At 39.3% G+C, this 20,512-nt stretch carries 11 protein-coding genes; all 11 read right to left on the reverse strand.

Annotation, left to right across the window (positions count from 1 at the left end; translation table 11 throughout):
* Positions 1-129: 129 nt before the first annotated feature.
* Entirely contained in the window at positions 130-1,200 is a 1,071-nt protein-coding gene (locus tag REI64_RS08175; protein ID WP_308849622.1) for a discoidin domain-containing protein, read from the reverse strand.
* Positions 1,201-1,222: 22 nt separating this feature from the next.
* Complete coding sequence (locus REI64_RS08180) at positions 1,223-2,635, reverse strand: glycosyl hydrolase family 28 protein (RefSeq protein ID WP_308849623.1); 1,413 nt, start codon at positions 2,633-2,635, stop codon at positions 1,223-1,225.
* Between the two features lie 47 nt (positions 2,636-2,682).
* Positions 2,683-4,314, reverse strand: a complete 1,632-nt coding sequence (locus REI64_RS08185) for a RagB/SusD family nutrient uptake outer membrane protein (protein ID WP_308849624.1) — start codon at positions 4,312-4,314, stop codon at positions 2,683-2,685.
* A 14-nt stretch (positions 4,315-4,328) separates the two neighbouring features.
* Positions 4,329-7,346 carry a TonB-dependent receptor gene (locus REI64_RS08190; protein ID WP_308849625.1) on the reverse strand — a complete coding sequence of 1,006 codons (3,018 nt, stop codon included), beginning with the start codon at positions 7,344-7,346 and terminating at the stop codon, positions 4,329-4,331.
* Between the two features lie 28 nt (positions 7,347-7,374).
* Positions 7,375-9,039 carry a RagB/SusD family nutrient uptake outer membrane protein gene (locus tag REI64_RS08195; RefSeq protein WP_308849626.1) on the reverse strand — a complete coding sequence of 555 codons (1,665 nt, stop codon included), beginning with the start codon at positions 9,037-9,039 and terminating at the stop codon, positions 7,375-7,377.
* Positions 9,040-9,049: 10 nt separating this feature from the next.
* Positions 9,050-12,220, reverse strand: a complete 3,171-nt coding sequence (locus tag REI64_RS08200; RefSeq protein ID WP_308849627.1) for a TonB-dependent receptor — start codon at positions 12,218-12,220, stop codon at positions 9,050-9,052.
* Between the two features lie 344 nt (positions 12,221-12,564).
* Entirely contained in the window at positions 12,565-13,728 is a 1,164-nt protein-coding gene (locus REI64_RS08205; RefSeq protein ID WP_308849628.1) for a discoidin domain-containing protein, read from the reverse strand.
* A 728-nt stretch (positions 13,729-14,456) separates the two neighbouring features.
* A complete protein-coding gene (locus REI64_RS08210; RefSeq protein ID WP_308849629.1) occupies positions 14,457-15,602 on the reverse strand; it encodes an alpha-hydroxy acid oxidase in 1,146 nt (381 codons plus the stop codon).
* Entirely contained in the window at positions 15,586-16,983 is a 1,398-nt protein-coding gene (locus tag REI64_RS08215; protein WP_308849630.1) for an FGGY family carbohydrate kinase, read from the reverse strand. Before REI64_RS08215 ends, REI64_RS08210 begins: the two co-directional genes overlap by 17 nt.
* Positions 16,984-16,987: 4 nt before the next feature.
* A complete protein-coding gene (locus REI64_RS08220) occupies positions 16,988-18,271 on the reverse strand; it encodes a sugar isomerase (protein ID WP_308849631.1) in 1,284 nt (427 codons plus the stop codon).
* Positions 18,272-18,370: 99 nt separating this feature from the next.
* A complete protein-coding gene (locus tag REI64_RS08225; RefSeq protein WP_308849632.1) occupies positions 18,371-20,491 on the reverse strand; it encodes a bifunctional aldolase/short-chain dehydrogenase in 2,121 nt (706 codons plus the stop codon).
* Positions 20,492-20,512 lie beyond the last annotated feature (21 nt).

The raw sequence follows: 20,512 nt of genomic DNA on the forward strand, positions 1-20,512 counted from the left end.
TGAGCTCGTCGAAACATTCTTCATCAAGTAGTCTTCGACAAGCTCATACTGACAAGTAAAAAGTTTTACTGAAATTTAACAGCTTCTAAAGGTTTAATAAAATCTATCCTTTAATAAACCTCCAACAGCCTATTCCTTATCAACAACCAACTTAATTGTTGCCTGGTTATTTACCCTTAATAAATAGATTCCCTCGTTTATATTTTGATCTAGATTAACTTTAAGATTGTTGCTATCTTTTTTGTATTTCTGCTTAAAGATTCTATTACCAGCTAAGGTTAATACTTCCAAATTGATAATTTCTTCAGAATTTTCAGGTAAATTCAAAGTAAATGATTTTCCTTTAACTGGATTTGGATAGATGGACAAACCTGAGTTTTTTAACATCACATTTACCACTTTAATGCCAAGTTCCTTTTCTGTACCGTCTTTATCTACCTGCTTTAAACGATAATAATTGTTCCCAGCAAATGGATTTTTATCTACAGAAAAGTAATCATAACCACCTGATCCTAATGAGTAAATTTTCGCAAGTCTGGTAAAATCTTTGCCATCACTACTTTTATCAATTGTAAAGTAATCATTATTTGTTTCAGAGGCTGTCGCCCAAGAAATATCAACCTTCCCTCCGTTTTGTGAAATTGCATTAAATCTCGACAGTTCTACAGGCAAAATTGTCAATGTTCCTCTCACATCAATTTCTGCAATATTATGAGAACTACTGGCTCTTCCCTGACAGATTAACCTCAAATATCTTCCTTTAGCTAAGGGATTGGTAATATTTATCACATTTGGTGACGTTGGCTTTACATTGGAGCTAGGGACAACAACGTTGTTGGCATCAAAAGAGGCATTCATGACACTATCAACCCTAACCCATGTAGATGCGTTATTTGAACACTCTATATATACTTTCTGTGAATAGTTATTTGTCCCATCCCATGTTATTGACACTTGTGAAAAATTGTAAGAAGCTAAAAAATCCACATAAATATTAGCTGAAAAACTCGCACCAGATTGCCAATAGGTGCTGGTATTATTATCAATCGCATTTGAAGCAATATTGCCATTCTGGGTACTGTTTGCCGTAGCTGTTTTTCCCAAAGCTATATTTTGCGTATAACCCACTTTTGAAAATAAACACACTAATGAAAGTGTAAAAAAAAGAGGTAAACAAAATGATTTGTAGTATTTTTTCATGTTATTAGATTTAATTTTTACATTATTTAATTACATAGTTTGTTACATTATCGAACTTATATTCTGGCCGTGCATCGGCTCTTACTCTTGTAGTGATTACATTATCGAAAGTGATATTTTTGGCATGGCGCACATAAAAGCCATAAGCAGGTAAAACCACGCCGAACATCCTGTTTTCTGGATATCCATTTGCAACCTCTGGCACGTTGGCATTGGCATCGGCCGTTGTACCACCACCCTGTACTGTCATTTGTACGTTTTTTATAGTCACGTTATCTACAATTCCACCCGGAACACCTGTAATAGATGAAGATAGTTTACTTTCTGCTGTGGCTTTGATATCGGAAATAGTCACATTTTTAATCGAGCTGATGTTTGTAGAAAAAGATCTCATTCTATCGCCCAATCTGATAAAGATTGCACTCTGAACATCTACCATCTCAATATTAGAAATATTAACACCGTCAATGGTTCCTCCATCAACTGCTTCTAGTGCAATTCCCGAAACAGCGGTAATGTCTTTTGTTATGCCAAGCCAAGACAAAGATGAATTGTTTCTCCACTTACGAAACTTATCTACCGAGCCTGCACTTATCTTACAATTTGAGATATTGATATTTTTAAACCCATTTTTAGAGGCCGTACCAAACTTTATACCGTTACAATTGGTCTTAACAATACAATTGGTTACGGTAACATTCTCCACAACGGCATCACGGTCACTTTTAAGGCAAATAGCATCATCATCAGCATCAATATAGCAATCAGAAATTTCTACGTTTCTAGAGTCGATATCCAAACCATCGTTGTTCCAGTTACTGTGGGCATACAGTTTGATACCTTTAATCTTCACCCCATCGCATAATAGAAAGTGCGCCGTCCAAAAAGCCGACCCAGTAAGTTCTACCTGCTCAACATTGATATTTTTGACACGAACGAACAACATCAACTTTGGTCTTCCATCTACGCCATTTCCCAACTGGAAACTAGGGCTACCTCCTTGCCCATCAATTTTACCTTTGCCTTTAATAGTTACGTTTTGAATATCTTTCCCGTAAATGAGTGCAGAAGTTTCTATTGCTCCCGCATTCGGAAAAGCCTTATCGTAATCTGCTTTATTGGGGCTACCCAAGATGATCGAACCTTCCTCCAGATTAAGGGTAACATTAGAAGCCAAAAACAAAGGTTTGGTATAATAAGTACCTTTAGGGAATATCAAAGTAGCAGATTTTAACGAACAATCGAAAATTGCCTTTTGTATGATAGCCGTATTATCGAACTTTCCATCGGCCACAGCCCCATAAGCCATAATACTGATAGATCCATTAGCTGGGACAACTGGCCCCGTAGGAGCGGGAACATCTGGTTCCTTCGATTTAGAACAAGAAATAATGAACAGAGCGGCAATGGCAAGTAAAAGAAAAGTATGTTTCATATCGTTAAAAATTATTTTTTTAATGGTGGAGTCATAGCTAAAAAAGATTACCAATCGGTATTTTGAACAAGCTTAGTTGCTCGATTAAGTTCTGCTTGTGGAAAAGGAAATCTGTTCATTTTCTCAGAGAATACCCTCGGTTCTACTTCGAAGCGTAGATAAGTCAGCGTAGAGCCTGATCTTGTAATTCTCATTCCAGATACAGGCACATTAAAATATTGGACACCCTTGTTCCATCTTCTCACATCATAAAAACGATGGTCTTCAAAGCACAATTCTACCCTTCTTTCATTTTGTATACGCTCTCTCATTTGCTCCTTGGTTAGACCCAAAGGTAGAGCAGGCATTGCTACCCTATTCCTTACCATATTGACATAAGTATACACCTCTGGCACTGCCCCCTGCGCTTCGTTCAATGCTTCGGCATAATTCAATAGTATTTCTGCATACCTGAAAAGCACCCAAGGTTTTCTAGAAAGAGTTTGCGTACCTGTACCCCAGAAATTGGCCTCGGTTAAAAATTTACGCATGTAATACCCTGTTTTAGTGGTATTTCCGTTGTTCACATTGTTATCTTTTCCGCCTACAAAAGTTTCTACGTTAACAGATTTAAAGGTCGAACCATTGGTAACAATAAACAGAGCTAAACGTGGGTCCCTATTGGCATAAGGATTGGTAGCTACGTAACCCGATGTAGGGTCGGAAATTGGCTTGCCCGTTGTTCTCATTTCAAAAGCATCTACCAATTCTTGTGTAGGGTTTGTTCTGCCTCTACCAGCATTATAACTAATGGGTGCATTTGCCAATTCCACCGAATTGATATTATTGGCAGTAGTAGCCATAATCACTTCGGCGTTAAAAGGAAGTGCAGTGTAATTCCATAGATTAGGTAACTGGGCCTGCGTTAACAACACTAATTTGTTCATATCAATTACAGCTTTTGCAGCATCTGCTGCTTTTTGCCATTTAGCGGCATCATTAGCTGCATTATTTAATGGGCTGGCTGCATATAACAACGTTCTAGATTTAAGGGCCAAAGCCGCTGATTTAGTTGCTCTACCTTTGTTTTCTGAACTTAGATCGGCGGTTACATCTGGTAACGAAGCGGCTGCAGCGTCACAATCGGCCACAATTTGATTAACCACCTCCTCAAATGAATTTTTTGGCAGGTTAAGGTCTTCTCCCGGATTAAATGATTTATTAGCGATGATGATACCACCATATCTTTTCATGAGCTCAAAGTGGTACAATGCTCTTAAAAAATAAGCTTCGCCCATTAATTTCGGGATATCGGATATGGGTGCGATACCGCTTGTTGCTGCATTTTCAAGAAATAGATTTGTACGTCTGATATGGTTGTACATATTAGCATACTGATCATCAATAGTGCGCAGCGGACCCCAAGTACCGTTATTAAAAACAACAATTGCGCCGTTTGGGTTAGAATTTACGGCCTCGTCGCTAGCCGCAGCCAATAGCGAGCCATCGCCAAGGTCATAGCGGGCGAGCATTCCTCCATAACAATTATTCAAAAAACCTCTGGTATGTAAATCAGATGCCCAAACATCTTCCCCTGTAATATTTCCATCATTGTAATCGAAAGACAAATAATCTTTTTTACAAGCTGAAAAAACCGAAAAAATAGCCAACAGCAATAGTATTGCTCTTTTTTTGTTCATTCTCATATTAGTCATTATAAACTTGTACTTAATCCTAGTGTGTAGGTTTTCATATAAGGATAGGCGCTACCTCTTCCTGCACCTGGAATTTCCGGATCAACGTTTAGCTCAAGATTAGTAAAGGTGAGCAGGTTAAGTCCTCCTATAAAGAACCTGGTATTTTGAAGCCCGAATTTCTTCAAATAATTGGGAGCTATCTTCACTCCTAACTCAAGTGATTTAAGGCGTACAAAATTCATTGAGCGCATCCAAAAGTCAGACATTACGGTATTATTGCCACGATCGGAAATACCTAAACGCGGATACACAGCTATGTTTGCAGTTTCGGGTGTCCATCTTTTCAAGCTCTCTTGATTAAAGGCAGAAGGACCTCCGTTAACATAAGGTTGGATATTAACCGTTCTGCCAGACACTCCGGCAAACTGGATTGAAAAATCAAAGTTTTTGAAATTTACAGTACCTCCAAAGCCAAAATAGGTATTAGGGAGATCGGTAACATTTGTTCTTACCCTATCCAGGTTATCAATAATATTGTCTCCGTTGATATCTTTATATCTAATATCACCTGGTTTAACAGTACCTGCCAAAGTTTGCCTCGGACTGGCATCTATCTCGTCCTCGTTTTGGAACAGACCATCCGATTGGAAAAGCAATACAGAACCCGCTATTTTTCCCATGGTAGATTGATATTCGGGTACACCTTCCTGACCATTTTCTACCACCACATTATTTTTTGACAACAAGATATTTCCGTTAAGCGAAATGTTAAACTTGCCCAATTGCTTATTGTAGTTAAAAGAAGATTCGATTCCTTTACTATCTACAATACCTGCGTTAACCTGGCTAATAGATTGGCCCAATAAACTTGGCAATGCTGCCGCAGTTAGGATATTTTCACGTCTATTTTTATAAAGATCAACCGTAAAAGAAAGTGCGTTATTAAAAAATTTGGTTTCTAAACCAACGTTAGTAGTGGTAATGTTTTCCCAAGTAATTACTGGGTTTCCGAGCGAAATTTCTGTAGCCACATTGGTTGCTGAAAAGGCTTCTCCAAAAGTATACCCGCCACCCGTAGCATTTCTGCTGTAAAAACTTTGGAACGGTAATCTAGAACCTCCTATTTGACCGTTTCCGGCAGTTCCGTGTGAAGCTCTGATTTTAAGGTAGCTAAGCGTATTCTTGATCCCGTTCATGAACGATTCTTCCGAAACTATCCAAGCACCAGAAATGGCTGGAAAAAAACCATATCGTTGTTTGGGATCGAAGTTCTCTGAGCCAGAATAACCTGCAACAAGTCCTAAGAAATATTTTTGTTTAAAACCGTAATCAATTCTGGCTGCCAATCCCTGATTTCTAAAGTCCAACCTGTCTGGGCTAACATCTGCATACCTCTGCCCACGAATTGATGCATTGAACGAGTGGTCGCCAAAAACACGATCATAATCGAAACCTGCCCACATTTCGTTTCTACGATTATTTAAAGTATAGGTTGCACCACGATAGGCCAATGGCGTTGGCGTACGGAAAGCCGCCGAAGGTACTCCCGTAGTTCCGGTAAGATCAAAAACCTGATAATCTTCGGCAAGACCAGAAGTGTATCTTCCAAAGGCATCATAAGAATAAAGCACATTGGCCGACAGACCTTTGGTAATGAAATCTAATCGTTGCTTTGCGTTGATTGAAGCAAGCATTACCCTATCTATATTGCTTACATAACCACGGTCACGAAGCTGCCCTAGTGGGTTGGTCTGAAAAGTGGAATTTCCACCGTAGCTTCCATCACTATTAAGAATAGGGAATGCATCTGGAGGTAGGTTGAAAATATTATTCAATATACTTGCCGTACCATCTGTAGGATCAAATCTATTTTCGATCCTGCCGCCTGCATTAAGAGCAATTGTTAAATTCTTATTAGGATTGAAGGTAACGTTTCCCCTAAAATTAAACTTATCGTAACGGTTATTGCTATTATAGTCGGCAGTTTTCGTATCCCTAAATAACCCCTGCTGATTATAATAGCTTACCAATGCAAAATACTGCAAGGTATTATTTCCTCCATCTGCAGAGAGTACATAACGTTGTGTTGGAGCGGTTTCATTTAAAAAACGATCGATGTAATTATTATTTGGATACAATTGTGGATTTATACCATTTTTGTAAGCCTCTAATACTTCTGGCGTGTACCTACGGTTTACTACTCCATCATTAATTTGAGCTTCGGTATAGGCAGCAGCGTAATCATAAGCGTTTAGTGGTGCTATCAATTTGGTGCGGGCCTGTACCCCGTACTGCGCATCAAAGTTGATACGAGATTGATTGGCACTACCTTTTTTAGTAGTAATAATTACCGCACCATTGCCACCTCTAAGCCCGTACCATGCCAGTGCCGCAGCATCCTTAAGCACTGTAATACTTTCAATCTCTTGCGGATCCATATCGCCAAACTCCCTTTCAACACCATCAACAAGCGTTAATGCGGCAGTAGTGCCGTACGAAGATCTTCCTCTTATTAAAAAAGAGGTGCTCTCATTACCCGGAAGTGTATTTGTTTGTTGCATATACAATCCCGAAACTCTTCCTGCATATAAGTTCTTCACATCAGTTACCGGAATATTAGGTACAATATCTCCCCTTACTACAGTAAGCGCTTGGGTAACCTGTCTTTTTTTACGTACCCCAAAAGGTATTTCCACATCATCATCATCGCCAGCCTCAGTTAATTCTTCAGCCAATTTTACATTAACGGCCTGAACCTCATTATTAATTGGCTGTAGTTTTGTCAAGAAACCCTTCTTTTTAAAAATTATGATATCTTGTGGTGCCGCCGAAATTTCAAACTTCCCATCATTATCGGTAGTACTTATTTCGCCCTTTTCCTGTACGGTGATGTCAACACCATTAATAGGCTGGTTTTTGCTATCCCTAACCGTGCCCTTTATGGTTACCTTTTGTGTAGATTGAGCAAAGGCAGCAGAGCTGATGGCAAACAGCAATAAAACAGTTAGTATTTTATGCCCTATAATTGTTTTCATGTGATTTAATATTGTTCTTAAAAAATAATTACCACCCTGGTGTTTGCACCAAAGCCCCTCTACTCTTTATAATTTCTGCCTGAGGAATAGGATATACGTACATTCTGTCTACAAATACCCTTTGATAGAGTTGGTCTAGTGTAACTCTATTATAGGTGAATGTTGTTCCTGTTTTTACCACATTCATACCCTCTACAGGAACTTCGTTGATCTCTTTACCCTTTTTCCACCTCAGTACATCCCACCAACGGTGTTCCTCGAATGCCAATTCTACTGCCCTTTCGTTATGTATTCTTGCTCGCATTTCATCTTTTGAAAGACCTGCAGGTAAATTTGGCATACCTGCACGTGTACGGATTTTGTTGATGTAGAAATACACATCATCTATAGGGCCTTGTGCTTCGTTAAGCGCTTCGGCGTAATTCAAGAGTACTTCGCCATATCTAAATTGGATGAAGTTTAATAATGCTGTTGCGGTACTACCCGCCCTAAGTGCTTCTGGCCACAACTTACGTGTGTAATAACGTGTACGTGTGTAGGTTACAGCAGAACCTCTGTAATCTCGTCCGTCCTCAAACATCTCCATCCTTCTCCCTTGCCAAGGAGCATCGTTATAAAGGATATTAGCATAAAACCTTGGATCACGATTTAAATATGGTGTTGCAGGGTTGTAACCCGATGTTGGGTCAGTAATCGGCTTGCCATTGTTCATTTCATAAAGGTCTACGTGATTTTGTGTAGGGTTCAATTTTCCACTCACACCACCAGAACCTGGCGACATGATGTGATCTGCGGCGTTGGTTAGTGGTCTGGGAGGTCTAACGGTAATCAAGATATATTCTGGTGAAGTAGGCACGAATAACAGTGTGCTATAACTAGCTTGCAAATCGTATCTTCCCATATCAATAATCTCTTTAGCAGCGTTTGCAGCAGCAGTCCATTTAGAGAGGTCATTACTTGGATTACGCAACGGACTTGCATCCAACAACAACAGCCTAGATCTTAGCGCCTTACATGCCCCTTGAGTAATTCTCCCAAAATTACCTGCATTCCAATCGTTACCAGGGGTATAAATCGTATTAAAATGTTCGGTAGCAAGAAGCGTTTCGGCGGCCCTAATATCATTTAAGATAAATGCCAGTGTTTCCTCATAGGTACTTCTTGGCAAATCTGTTTCGTCTGTTAAAGCTAACGGCTTATCCAAAAGCACTACACCACCATATCTTTTGATGAGTTCGAAATAAAACATAGCCCTCAAAAAAAGCATTTGTGCCCTAATTAAAGCGGGGTTTTGTTCCATTGTCCAAGGCACTATATCTATGTTAGCCAACATGGTGTTGGCGTTACGGATACCTTGGTACATTTGCGTATAGGGTACCACTACATCAGTAGCTGAAGGATTTAGGTAATTACCTTTGTTCATGGTAACTACAGATGGGTCTCCTCCAGAAAATACGGCTTCATCCGTAAATTCACCAGTGGTTCCCATAAACACATTGGGCGACCCTGCTAAACGGCAATAATCATTGATCAGAAAATTATAAGTATTATCTGCAAATCGACTAGCAAAAAGTGGATTTTTAAAGACATCTTCTTGCGAAATTGGCACGCCAGTATCTCTCTGTAAGAAATCTTTTTGGCAAGAGAAGGTAGATATGGAAACCAACAGTGATATATATATAAAACGTTTCATAGCAATTGGATTAAAATTGAACATTCAGTCCGAAGTTGAACACCCTAGTTAGTGGATAATTGGTATTGGCCGAAATCTCTGGATCTAGCCCTGGAAAATTGGTCCAGGTATGGAGATTTTGTCCATTAGCAAAAATCCTGAAATTCTGCACCCTCATCTTCTTAGCTAAAGCAACTGGGAATTGATAAGAAATTTCTATGTTGCGGAGTTTAAGGTAACTGGCATCTCTCAATAAGAAAGAGTTAAGTTCGTAACTTGGGTTTCCGGTAAGAGAATTGGGTTTCATAACAGGCCAGGTAGCTGTTTCATTATCAGCTGGCGATTGCCATCTTCCCAGTTGGGGAGCAAAATAGTTCAAACGACCTCCACCAATTTCCCTTACATTGGAGCTTACCTTGCCTACACCTTGGAACAATACCGATACGGCGAAATTTTTATAGCTAAAACTTGGAGAAAAACCATATACAATTTCGGGAATATCAGTACCGCCAACAGGCACTCGGTCGTTTCTATCAATAATCCCATCACCATTTACATCCATATATTTTAAATCTCCAGGAATAACCGGATTAGCGGTAGCGTTATTAACAGGACTGCTGTTAATGTCATTCTGATCTTGGTAAAAACCTATCACTTTATAGCCTATAAATTGACCTATAGAGGTACCTGCCAATTTTTGATGTGCTGGCAATTGTGCCGCCTCATCAACAATCACGTATTTGTTTTTGGCTTTGGTAAACGTGGAATTAATTCCGTAGCCAAAATCACCTATATTATTTTTGTAATTGATCTCAAAATCGAAGCCTTGGTTTTTATTTTCACCAAAATTAACCTGAGGTAAAGTTTCTCCGTAAATAGCAGAGGTTGAGTTTACTCTTCCAAGCAAAATATCGTATCTCTTTTCATCAAATACATCAAAGGTTAGGGAAAGTTTGTTTTTAAATGCCTGCAATTCAAAGCCAAGATTTCTTTTGATTGATTTTTCCCAAGTAACATTTGGGTTTCCAAACTGGCTGTGGAACACCACTGGATTGAGCACTGCAGAATTTGGATTTCCAAAATAAACCTGCGTGTTTGGCTTGGTATTGCCACCTAGATTACCTGGAGAAGCCCCTCCATTGGTATAGGCATCTAAATAAAGAAACCTACCACCTACACCTCCAAATCCGATAAGCCCGTATGAACCTCTGATTTTAAGAAAGTCGAGCCATTTGACATTGTCCATGAAGCTTTCCTCACTAATGGTCCAACCTGCAGAAACTGCAGGAAAAAGCCCATATCTTTCTCCCTTAGGATAATTTTCTGAACCATTGTAAGATCCATTGGCTTCTACATAGTATTTATTGTTGTAATTATATTTTGTACTTAGCACCACCCCTTGATTAGCATAAGGTGCATTGGCTCCGGCTATGCGGCGAAGTTCTCTTTGTGCTACGGTGATTACCGATACGCTATGTTTTCCGAAAACCCTATTATAGTTTAATCCAGCCTGCAAATTAGACTTTAGGTAGCCATCTCTACTTACTTGTATGGCTGCCAACTCATCGTCATAAGTTCCGGGCTTAAGAGTTAATGTGGAATTGGTTTTATTGAGTTCGTATTCACTGTAGCGTCCTTCTTGTGTTCTCAGACTTAAGATGTTGGCATCATAACCAAACGTCACCTTAAACGATAGCCCTTTGGTAACCGCATCAAGCGCTTGATCAAAGACGAAAATACTCTCAAAGGCATTGTTGTCCGATTCAAAATAACCTGCTCGGGTTAACATGGCGTAAGGATTAGGCGTGTTTAAGCCAAGTCTACCAAAATCTGTAATGTGGTTATAGGTATCGTCCAGAATACGTTGTTCTGGAGTTTGTGGATTGGTATATTCTGGAAAAAAAGGCAAACCCCACGAAGGCAAGGCAATGATACGAGCAAAAAACTCTTCTGTACCACCTGGTCTAATTCCTCCAAAAAAACCTCTCATTCCCAACTTTTGCTCTAGTCTTCCCGCAAGCCTTAGGCTAACCTTAGTGGTTTTGGTAAGTGTAAAATCTAGGTTAGATCTAAAGTTATAGCGATTAAAATCTGCATTTGTCTTATAACCAGATGGTGTTTCGTAGTTTTTAAACATACCATCTTCAAACAGGTAGCCCGCTGATACAAAATATTTTACTCTATTAGATCCCCCAGAAAAATTAAGGTTGTGTTGCGTTCTCATCCAGTTGGGTCTGGTGATTGCTTCATACCAGTTTACATTTGGATACAGCAAAGGATCTCCATCCCCTCTTCTAAATGTCTCCAAATCATTAGCTGTAAAAAATTTGGCATTAATATCTAGAAGTCCATTTCTAATTAGGTTATCCTCTCCCTCATTATGTAAGCTTGCACTTTGAAAAGCCTCAAGCACTTCAGGATAGCCGGTAGTGCTGGTCAATCCCATTCCACCAGAGTAGGAAATAGTTGTTTTACCCAAATTACCCGATTTGGTAGTTACCAATATTACCCCATTTGCACCTTTAATACCGAAGAGCGCAGTAGAAGAAGCATCTTTTAATACACTGATTGATTCTATTTCATTGGCATCGATATTACCAAAGGTTTCCCTTTCAATTCCATCAACAATAATCAATGCTGCCGAGTTTGCCGAAGCTCGCCCACGCACATAAATGGTAGAAGCAGTTTCCCCAGGTTTTCCACTTGCCTGACGCGAAATAATTCCCGGAACCTGCCCAATCAGTGAATTGGTGATATCAGCTACCGGCGTTTTCACAATATCTTTGCCCGATAGAGTACTGATAGCAGCCGTCTGTTCTTTCTTTTTCTGGGTACCATAACCTACAATAATTACGGAGTTAAGATCGCTAGACTGCTCCTTAATAATGATGTTCAACTGCGTTTTTTCACCTACAGTTACTTCTTGCGAGGTAAACCCGGTATACGAAAAAACCAAAACAGCAGTTTTATCTGGAACGCTAATATTGAATACCCCATCGCCATTTGTAATAACAACAAGGTCACTACCTTTTAATCTTACCGATACACCAGGCATTGGCAAACCTTTCTCATCAACTACCTTTCCGGTAACTCTAATGGCGACAAAATTAGTCCTCGAATTAGAATGGCCTTCAAATCTCCCTTTAGTTGCCGCCACATTTTTCTTTGCTGCATTGGCTTGCGTTAATGGTGTTAAAGCCAAAAGCCAAACAAATTGAAGCTTTATAATTTTTTTTATCACCGAGTGGTATTCATCCCTCTGTGGTAGAGTAAATTTTATATGCATTTGAATATTTAGATTAAATCAGATAGTTCTAATGACCAATGATTTGATTAGCCAATATCAGCCAATCAGATATCAATGGATGTGGTATCTTTTTATATTTTGTTTTAAATTAATTTTCACGTTAGGACATTTTTTAGGAAAATAAACGCTTCCCCATTTTATATCACGAGCTGTACACTTGACTATTCTATCTAAGCAACTGCGCTATTATTGGGGATCTCATTATTATTCTAGGATAGTACAGTATAAGTATGCCAGCCTTATGGCGTAGTCCCATAAACTTCAAATTCTCTAATTCTATAATAGGTACTGCGTCTTCCTTGCCCTACAAACCTCACATATTTTGCAACCTTATTTCCCGTGAATGTCTCAATGGTGTAGCTCGTATTATCTGTAACTCCTGTGGCCGATGCAATCAGTCTCCAAGTGGTTCCATTATCAGAAGCTTCTATATTAAATGCCGATGCATAATGGTTTGTACCACCTTCCCAAAAAATAACTATTTTGTTAATATCATAAGGTGCAGAGAGCTCAACAGCCAAAGTTTGCGAAAACATTGCCGCTGATGACCAAAGCGTAGCCATATCTCCGTCTACTGCTTTATCTCCGGTAGTTGTTGCATTCTCGGTTCCATTAACTGTTACAGGCCTATTCAATGCCACATTTGAAGGTAGAGGAGGCCCCACTACTGGCGGGGTAGTGCCCAGTATTGCCGCAAGCATATTTACCCAAAGATTGTAACCTGGTTCCGTAAGATGAATTCCATCAGCAACAGCATACGAACTTTTGATTAGTCCATTACTTTCTGCGAACAAAGTATAAGTATCAATTAAATCAAAAGGCTCTGTTAACGACTTGGTTTGCAAAAGTGTGTTGGTTTCCCTTATTTTTGAAACCAAAGCTGCTGATCTTGTTGGGAAAACAGTATTAACGTAGATTTTAGTCTGCGCTGATTCTTTGTTAATAGATTTTACGATTTCACTAATCTGATCTGCGGTGTTGCTTGGTGAAGAGTTAGGAAGCATTAAATCTTCTATCCCTATTTCTATAAAAACATAAGAAGGCTTGTAATGCGTAATTTCCTTTAGCCGTTGCAAAACACCAAAAGTAAGATCATTGGTTATACCTCTATTTCTTGCTGTTGGGGCCCCTAAGCGAGTAGCCCAATTACCTCCAAGTTCAATTAGACCATTGCCTAAAAATATTATCTCTCCTCTTTTTAAAGGCTGTGTCTTAAATTCCACGATGCGCTTAGCATAGTTGTTTTTTCCGTCTGTAGTGTGGTCTGGCAAAAGTAAATCTGCAGCTGGATAAAGCGCATCAAGTGGATCAATGGTATTAAATCCGGGATATTGCTGTAAGTCTTCTTTACATCCCGCAAAAGCAAAGACACAAATGGCCAGAATGGCAATTATCTTTTTCATAATCGGTTATTATTTGGTTGTATTAGTTAATGCTATTTAGGTGCTGAATGAGACAGATACTATTTTACCTTTCCTTTTGCCAAAAACAGCGATTAGAGAATCTTCCTGTTTTATAAAATATGTATTAATTGGGATTTTTATCTTGAAATAACCAATGACATTGCGGTTCATATATTCGAACAAAATAAAAACTACATTTAGCATTAGGCATTAGGCAAACAATAGGTTAGAATGTCCCTATGTGCAAATGTGCGTATCGTCTTTTCATAATAATTTATATTTGGTTTGTTTTAGAAAGCAAAGATCAGTAAGCATGTACCATTTACCATTACTCATCTTCCTTACTCCCTTGATACAAACTTAATTAAGGTGCCAACGAATTTGTAATACATTTTTAACCTTTTAAAATACTAAAACATCAAAGTAAAAACCGCACCATTATTGCAGAGTTGCTATATGACAAAATTAAATGAGCTTGTCCATACCGATTCAGTATGGGCTTCTTATTTTCACAAAGTTGATGGAGAATTGACCATCATTTAAAAAAATGCAACGAAAGGAATGCCAGTAAGACTAGTTCTGATTGGTCAGAATTAGCCAGCACTAGATAATCAAAAAATTAGCACTAGAAGTAGTGTAAGGTGGCAGAAATATATGAGCAATAAGCATCCATCATATTGCAAGGTAAAATGTGCTTCAGTTTCTGTTTAGTATCTAATAACCGTTAGTTATTTTAACAGATGCTTCTCAAAATCTGAAACCTGGCTACAATTGACTTGTTCCATCACCTGTTTTAACTGTCGCTTCAGAATGGCCATGGCATGCTGGCCTCCTTCGTTACCTAATGCCGCTGTACTGTACATAAATGTGCGACCTAAGAAAGCAAAATCGGCACCCACAGCCAAGGCTCTTGCAACATCTGCTCCAGATCTGATACCGCTGTCCATCATCACTTTTAACTGATCTTTAAATGGAACCAATTTTTTCAAAGAAGCGATGGCAGATTCTGCAGAATCTAATTGCCTGCCACCGTGGTTGGATACAATAATACCATCGGCACCTAATTCTACGGCCAATTGTGCATCTTCTGGAGTTGCAATTCCTTTAATTACCAATTTCCCTTTCCACTGATCCCTTATCGCTGCTATCCTATCCGTATCAAGCCTCCCAGAAAAAGTTCGATCCATAAATGCACCGAGCTGTTTCATATCCAAGCCTTTAGGCATATATGGTTTCATAGTGGCAAAAGTTGGCGTACCATGAAACAAAGTCTGCAAAGCCCAATGTGGCCGTCGCATAATCTGTAATATATTGTTCAAAGTCATACGCGGGGGCATGGCCAAACCGTTGCGGATATCCCTTGGTCTAAAACCGAATGTTGGCACGTCAGATAAAATCACCAACACATTACATTCTACATCTTTCAATCTTCTAACGATATCATTTCTAAGTTTTTCTTCTGCCGGATGATAGAGTTGGAACCAAAATTCTCCATGGGTAATTTGGGCAATTTCTTCTATTGAACTTGTAGATACCGTGCTTAAAATAAAAGGCACTTTATGTTCATAAGCAGCTTTAGCTAAAATATTCGGAGAGTTAGGCCAAATCAGTCCCTGTAAACCAACAGGAGCTACGCCAAACGGTGCCTGATAAGTTTTGCCAAAAAGTTCTACAGTCATATCTGTTCCATCATGCCCCCTCAAATAATAGGGGTTTAGCTTTATATCACGAAGCTCGGCTGTATTACGGTAAAGATTTACATCTTCATTACATCCTCCATCTAAATATTCAAAAGCGAAACGTGGAATTTTACTTTTGGCCTTTCTGCGTAAATCGTCTATACCGGGATAAGCTTGATTATATTTTAGGTTCATTTTCAACTTTTGTTGGATGTGGTGTATAAAGTTTAAGTTCGATGATATCATTGGGTAGTGGCTTTGTATTCCACAACTGATGAATGACTAAAGCGGCACCAATGGCCGTTGCCTGTGGCATGTGTGCGGCATAAACCTCGCAATTGGGAAATACAGCAGCCAACAAATTCATAAAAACTGTATTTTTACTAAAGCCCCCGTCAACGAAAATTCTTTTAGCCGATGTACCATCAAGTACCAACTGGGTAGAACGATACTGTTGTACAATTAAATCGGTCATTAACTGGTAATAAGCTGCTATCTCATTTTCAAATTCGTTGAGGTTTATCTCTTCAAATGGTAATGACGTCCAGTTTTCTGCTTTTATTTTCTGTGGAGATAAGGACTTTACCAGTTCTTGTTTGTATTCGAGATTTCTGAACATTAACACATCACAATTGAAGTGAGCTGCTATTCTTTTTGTTTGTTGCTCATAAGCGAAACCAGAGAACAATCGTGATGCTTTTACGGCCTTGCCTTCATATTGCATGTAGCAAAGCACATCTTGATTTAGCTCTTCGGCAGTTAAAACCTGCTGATTGAATGGATTAAGGGAAATGCACCAAGTACCGGTTGATAGTAAAACAAATGGCTCTTTGAAGCTTTTTAGATACGGAATAAGTGCCGCAGAACTATCGTGCAACCCTACTCCTACGCTGTAACTGCTGCCCGGAAAAGTAGCTGGAGAAACATGATCTGAAGGTGCTATTGGTGCCATTTTGTCTAAGATATGCTCTTTAAATACCCATTCATGATAATCACCTTTTTCAAAATCCCAGAAATTGGTATGGCAACCCAAACTCGTTTTATCTGCATAAGCCTTTCCGCTAAGCAAAAAACTAAGGTATTGTGGTAGGTGCAAGGCATATTTTAACTTTTCAAAGATTTGTGGCTTTTCATTTTTTAACCTGTACAGCTGCATCCCGGAATTTAAACTACCTAAAACTGGCGATGCTGTTTTAGCCGCAAATAATTCTTCGCCACCGTATTGCCGATAAAATTCTTCTTTTAAATCTTGTGGATAACTCTTCAGGTAATTTTGAAGCGAAGTAAGTGGTGTTCCATTTTCATCGATATAGACCAAACTTGCTCCGTAAGAAGCAAAATTAATAGCCTTTAGTTCAAATTTTGGATTAGCAAAAACCTCTCTCAATGAATCGAAAATGGAAAGCCTAAGGCTATCGAGATTTTCACAGGGGTCACCATCTTCATCAACAGTTTCAATGAAACGTGCCGAACGCTCAAAAACTACACGATATTGCTCATCAAAAAGAAAAAGCTTTTTGTTCGTTTTCCCGACATCAAAAACCGCTACTACGGGTATCTTTTCTTCTGTAAACATGGCTCTATAATCCAGTAGCAGTTGTATTTTTACCTCTTTGGTTGATTAATTGCTCACGGCAACTCAATGTTCTGTATAACTGTAAAGGATTTAAAGCTGCATTGGCTTGCAACCTTGCTTCGGCAACCAGCGCTCTAAAATCGGTTCTAAAAGTATGCTGTAATATTTCCTGTGCTTGTACTACATCATTATTTTGTTGAGCCTGCACTAAGGCTGACCTATTTACCATTAAAGCTTGTGCATAGGCCAACATAATGGCTTCTACCGACTGTAACAAGTCTTCTAAAGGATCTTTCACATTATGGGAAGCGTCGATCATCCAAGCTAAATCTTTGGCGTGGTTCATTCCCTTTGCATCCATACCCTCAACCAGCTCATTAAAAATTAAGAACACTTGATAAGGTTTGATGCTGCCCGCCGTTAAATCGTCATCACCATATTTAGAATCGTTGAAATGGAAACCGCCCAATTTGTTTTCCATAAGCAATAGTGCTACAATTTGCTCAATATTAGCATTAGGAAGGTGATGCCCTAAATCTACCAACGTTTTTGCCTTTGCCCCTAGTTTGTTGGCCAATAGCATCGATTGGCCCCAATCGCCAATGGTGGTTGAGTAGAAATTAGGCTCGAAAGCCTTATATTCAACCAATAAAGTCCAGTCTGATGGCAAAGCTGCATAAATCTGTTGTAAACTGTCTAAGGTATTTTCGAAAGCCTTTCTAAAATTAAGCTGACCAGGGAAACACGAACCATCGGCCAACCAAACGGTCAATGCCTTAGAACCTAAACCTTCCCCCTGCTTAATTACTTCTATATTATGGGCAATAGCTTGTTGCCTAACGTTTTTATCTACGTGCTGTAAAGAGCCAAACTTGTAGCTTAAAGGTGCGTTGGGTTGATCTTGAAAAGTATTCGAATTTACGGCATCGAACAATAAACCAGCTTGCGAAGCCAATGACTTGATATGATTAACATCTGTCGGGATATCCCACGGGATGTGGAGAGATATTGCACCACTTGCCGCATTTAATTGATGCAAGAGTCCCACATCTTCTATCTTTTCTTCAAGCGTTCTTGGCTCTCCTCCCGAAATGGCAAATCTTCCAAAACGAGTGCCTCCTGTTCCCAAAGCCCAGCTTGGTATGGCTATTTGAAAATCCTTTAATTTAGCTATTACCTTTTCTATATTATCGTTGCCCCATTCTTCTTTTAACAACTGCAATTTGCGTTGATGTACTGCACCTAAAGTATCGTTATGTAAGGCTATAGCTTTTTGATCAATCTTCATCGGAATTATATTTGGTATAAAAAATAGAATACTATTTCGAGGACAGTACTACTGCTTGACCGCCCCCTACGCATAGCTGTTAACTAAAGTACTAAAAACTTATCTTACGAATGCCATGGCCACACCACCATCTACGTTCAATACATTTCCAGTAGATTTTTGCATTAAACCACCTACAAAAGCGAAACATGCGTTCGCGATATCATCTGGCAATATCATTTGATTTAACAATGTACGTTTGGCATAATAAGCGGGAAGTTCCTCTACGGTAACGCCATAAGCTTTGGCTCTGCCTTCGGCCCAACCACCAGCCCAAATATTGCTGTCGCTAATTACCGCATCTGGATTTACTACGTTTACCCTAATGCCATCTGTACCAAGTTCTGCCGCATTTAATCTGCTCAAATGTAACTGAGCTGCTTTTGCACTGCCATAGCCAGCATTATTTGGTCCACTTACCAATGCGTTTTTACTCACGATATTAATGATATCTCCACCTTTTGCCTGCTTTTTCATTATCGAAGTAGCCGCTTGGGTTACCAAGAACTGACCTTTTACCAGTACATCGTATAATAAATCCCAATCTTTTTCTGTATGGCCTTCGATAGATTTAGATATAGAAAGTCCCGCGTTATTTACCACAATATCTACTCCACCAAAAGCCAAAGCTGCTGTTTCGAAAGCTGCTTTTATATCATCGGCAATGGTTACATCTAGTTGAGCGGTAGCATAAGCATCCTTCCCAAATTGTTTCTCAAATTCTTCTCCAGCTTGGGCTAAACGTTCGGCATTCATATCATTTAATATCACTACAGCACCTTCTGAAACAAATTTCTTGGCAATTGCTTTTCCAATACCGCCTGCGCTCCCTGTCACCAAAGCCACTTTTCCTGTTAACGGCTTTGGTTTTGGCATACGCTGCAATTTCGCTTCTTCTAGCAACCAATATTCGATGTTAAATGCCTCTTGATGTGGTAAAGAAGTATACTCAGAAACTGCCTCGGCCCCTTTCATTACATTAATGGCATTGATGTAAAATTCGGCAGCTACTCTAGCCGTTTGTTTATCTTTAGAGAAAGTAAACATTCCAATGCCTGGATACAAGATTACTACCGGGTTGGTATCTCTTATTGCTGGACTATTTGAGTGTTTACATTTCTCATAATAGTCGGTATACATTTGTCTATAAGCCTCGAAAGCAGGCTCTAGCTTAGCCTTGATCTCCTGAGCATTAGACAGATCTGCGCTCGGGTTTAGTTCTAGCACCAAAGGACTGATTTTGGTTCTTAAAAAATGATCTGGACAGCTTGTTCCCATTGGTGCCAAACGAGATAGATCTTTGGAATTGATGAACTCTAAGACTCTACTGTCGTCAGTAAAATGACCTATCATAGATTGGTTTGAAGAGCACAATCCCCTAAGTATTGGTGCGATTGCCGCAGCTTGAGCGCTACGTTGCTCCACAGGAAGACTATCAATCCATTGCCCACCAAAAACTGGCCCCTTTTTTCCATAGTTTTCGTTTAGGTACTCCGAGCATTTTTCTATTACCTCCAGCGTATTTACATAGCTTTCGTAAGCCGTATCTCCCCAAGTGAAAAGACCATGAGAACCTAACATAATACCACGAATTTCTGGATTTTCATCTAGACATTTTTTTAATTGTAACCCCAATTCAAAACCCGGTTTTTTCCATTCTACCCAACCAATGGTACCGCCAAAAAGCTCTTGTGTTATTTTTTTCCCGTCTTTAGCTGCCGCGATAGCAATAGCTGCATCTGGGTGTAGATGGTCGATATGTTTGAAAGGCAAAAATCCGTGAAGGGGTGTATCAATAGAAGGTGCTTTTGAATCGAGATCAAAAATGCAGTGATTGAAGAGCGCCACCATTTCGTCTTCGTGCTCTACACCTCTGTAAATATTTTTTAAGCTGCGCAAACGATCTACATAAAGTGCCGCTAAACCACTTTTTTTGAGGGTTCCCAAATCTCCGCCAGAGCCTTTAACCCACATTACTTCGGTTTCCGAATCGGTCAGCGGATCTTTTTGCATCAGTTTGCAAGAAGTATTTCCTCCTCCGTAATTGGTTAAACGAAGATCGGCACCTAAAAGGTTAGAGCGATAGATTAACAATGCTACTTCATCACCCGCTAATTTAGCAGCCGCTTCATCATCCCATAAGTAGCTTACGTATTTGTAATTTGTTTCCTTAACAGACATTTATCTAAAAATTATGATTGT

Origin of the sequence: Pedobacter sp. (assembly GCF_031119335.1) — a bacterium.
Classification (GTDB): Bacteria; Bacteroidota; Bacteroidia; order Sphingobacteriales; family Sphingobacteriaceae; genus Pedobacter.

Bases quoted from the DNA above. Each gene is read 5' to 3' on its own strand.
- REI64_RS08175 (WP_308849622.1), bottom strand. From the start codon at position 1,200: ATGAAAAAATACTACAAATCATTTTGTTTACCTCTTTTTTTTACACTT.
- REI64_RS08180 (WP_308849623.1), bottom strand. From the start codon at position 2,635: ATGAAACATACTTTTCTTTTACTTGCCATTGCCGCTCTGTTCATTATT.
- REI64_RS08185 (WP_308849624.1), bottom strand. From the start codon at position 4,314: ATGAACAAAAAAAGAGCAATACTATTGCTGTTGGCTATTTTTTCGGTT.
- REI64_RS08190 (WP_308849625.1), bottom strand. From the start codon at position 7,346: ATGAAAACAATTATAGGGCATAAAATACTAACTGTTTTATTGCTGTTT.
- REI64_RS08195 (WP_308849626.1), bottom strand. From the start codon at position 9,039: ATGAAACGTTTTATATATATATCACTGTTGGTTTCCATATCTACCTTC.
- REI64_RS08205 (WP_308849628.1), bottom strand. From the start codon at position 13,728: ATGAAAAAGATAATTGCCATTCTGGCCATTTGTGTCTTTGCTTTTGCG.
- REI64_RS08210 (WP_308849629.1), bottom strand. From the start codon at position 15,602: ATGAACCTAAAATATAATCAAGCTTATCCCGGTATAGACGATTTACGC.
- REI64_RS08215 (WP_308849630.1), bottom strand. From the start codon at position 16,983: ATGTTTACAGAAGAAAAGATACCCGTAGTAGCGGTTTTTGATGTCGGG.
- REI64_RS08220 (WP_308849631.1), bottom strand. From the start codon at position 18,271: ATGAAGATTGATCAAAAAGCTATAGCCTTACATAACGATACTTTAGGT.
- REI64_RS08225 (WP_308849632.1), bottom strand. From the start codon at position 20,491: ATGTCTGTTAAGGAAACAAATTACAAATACGTAAGCTACTTATGGGAT.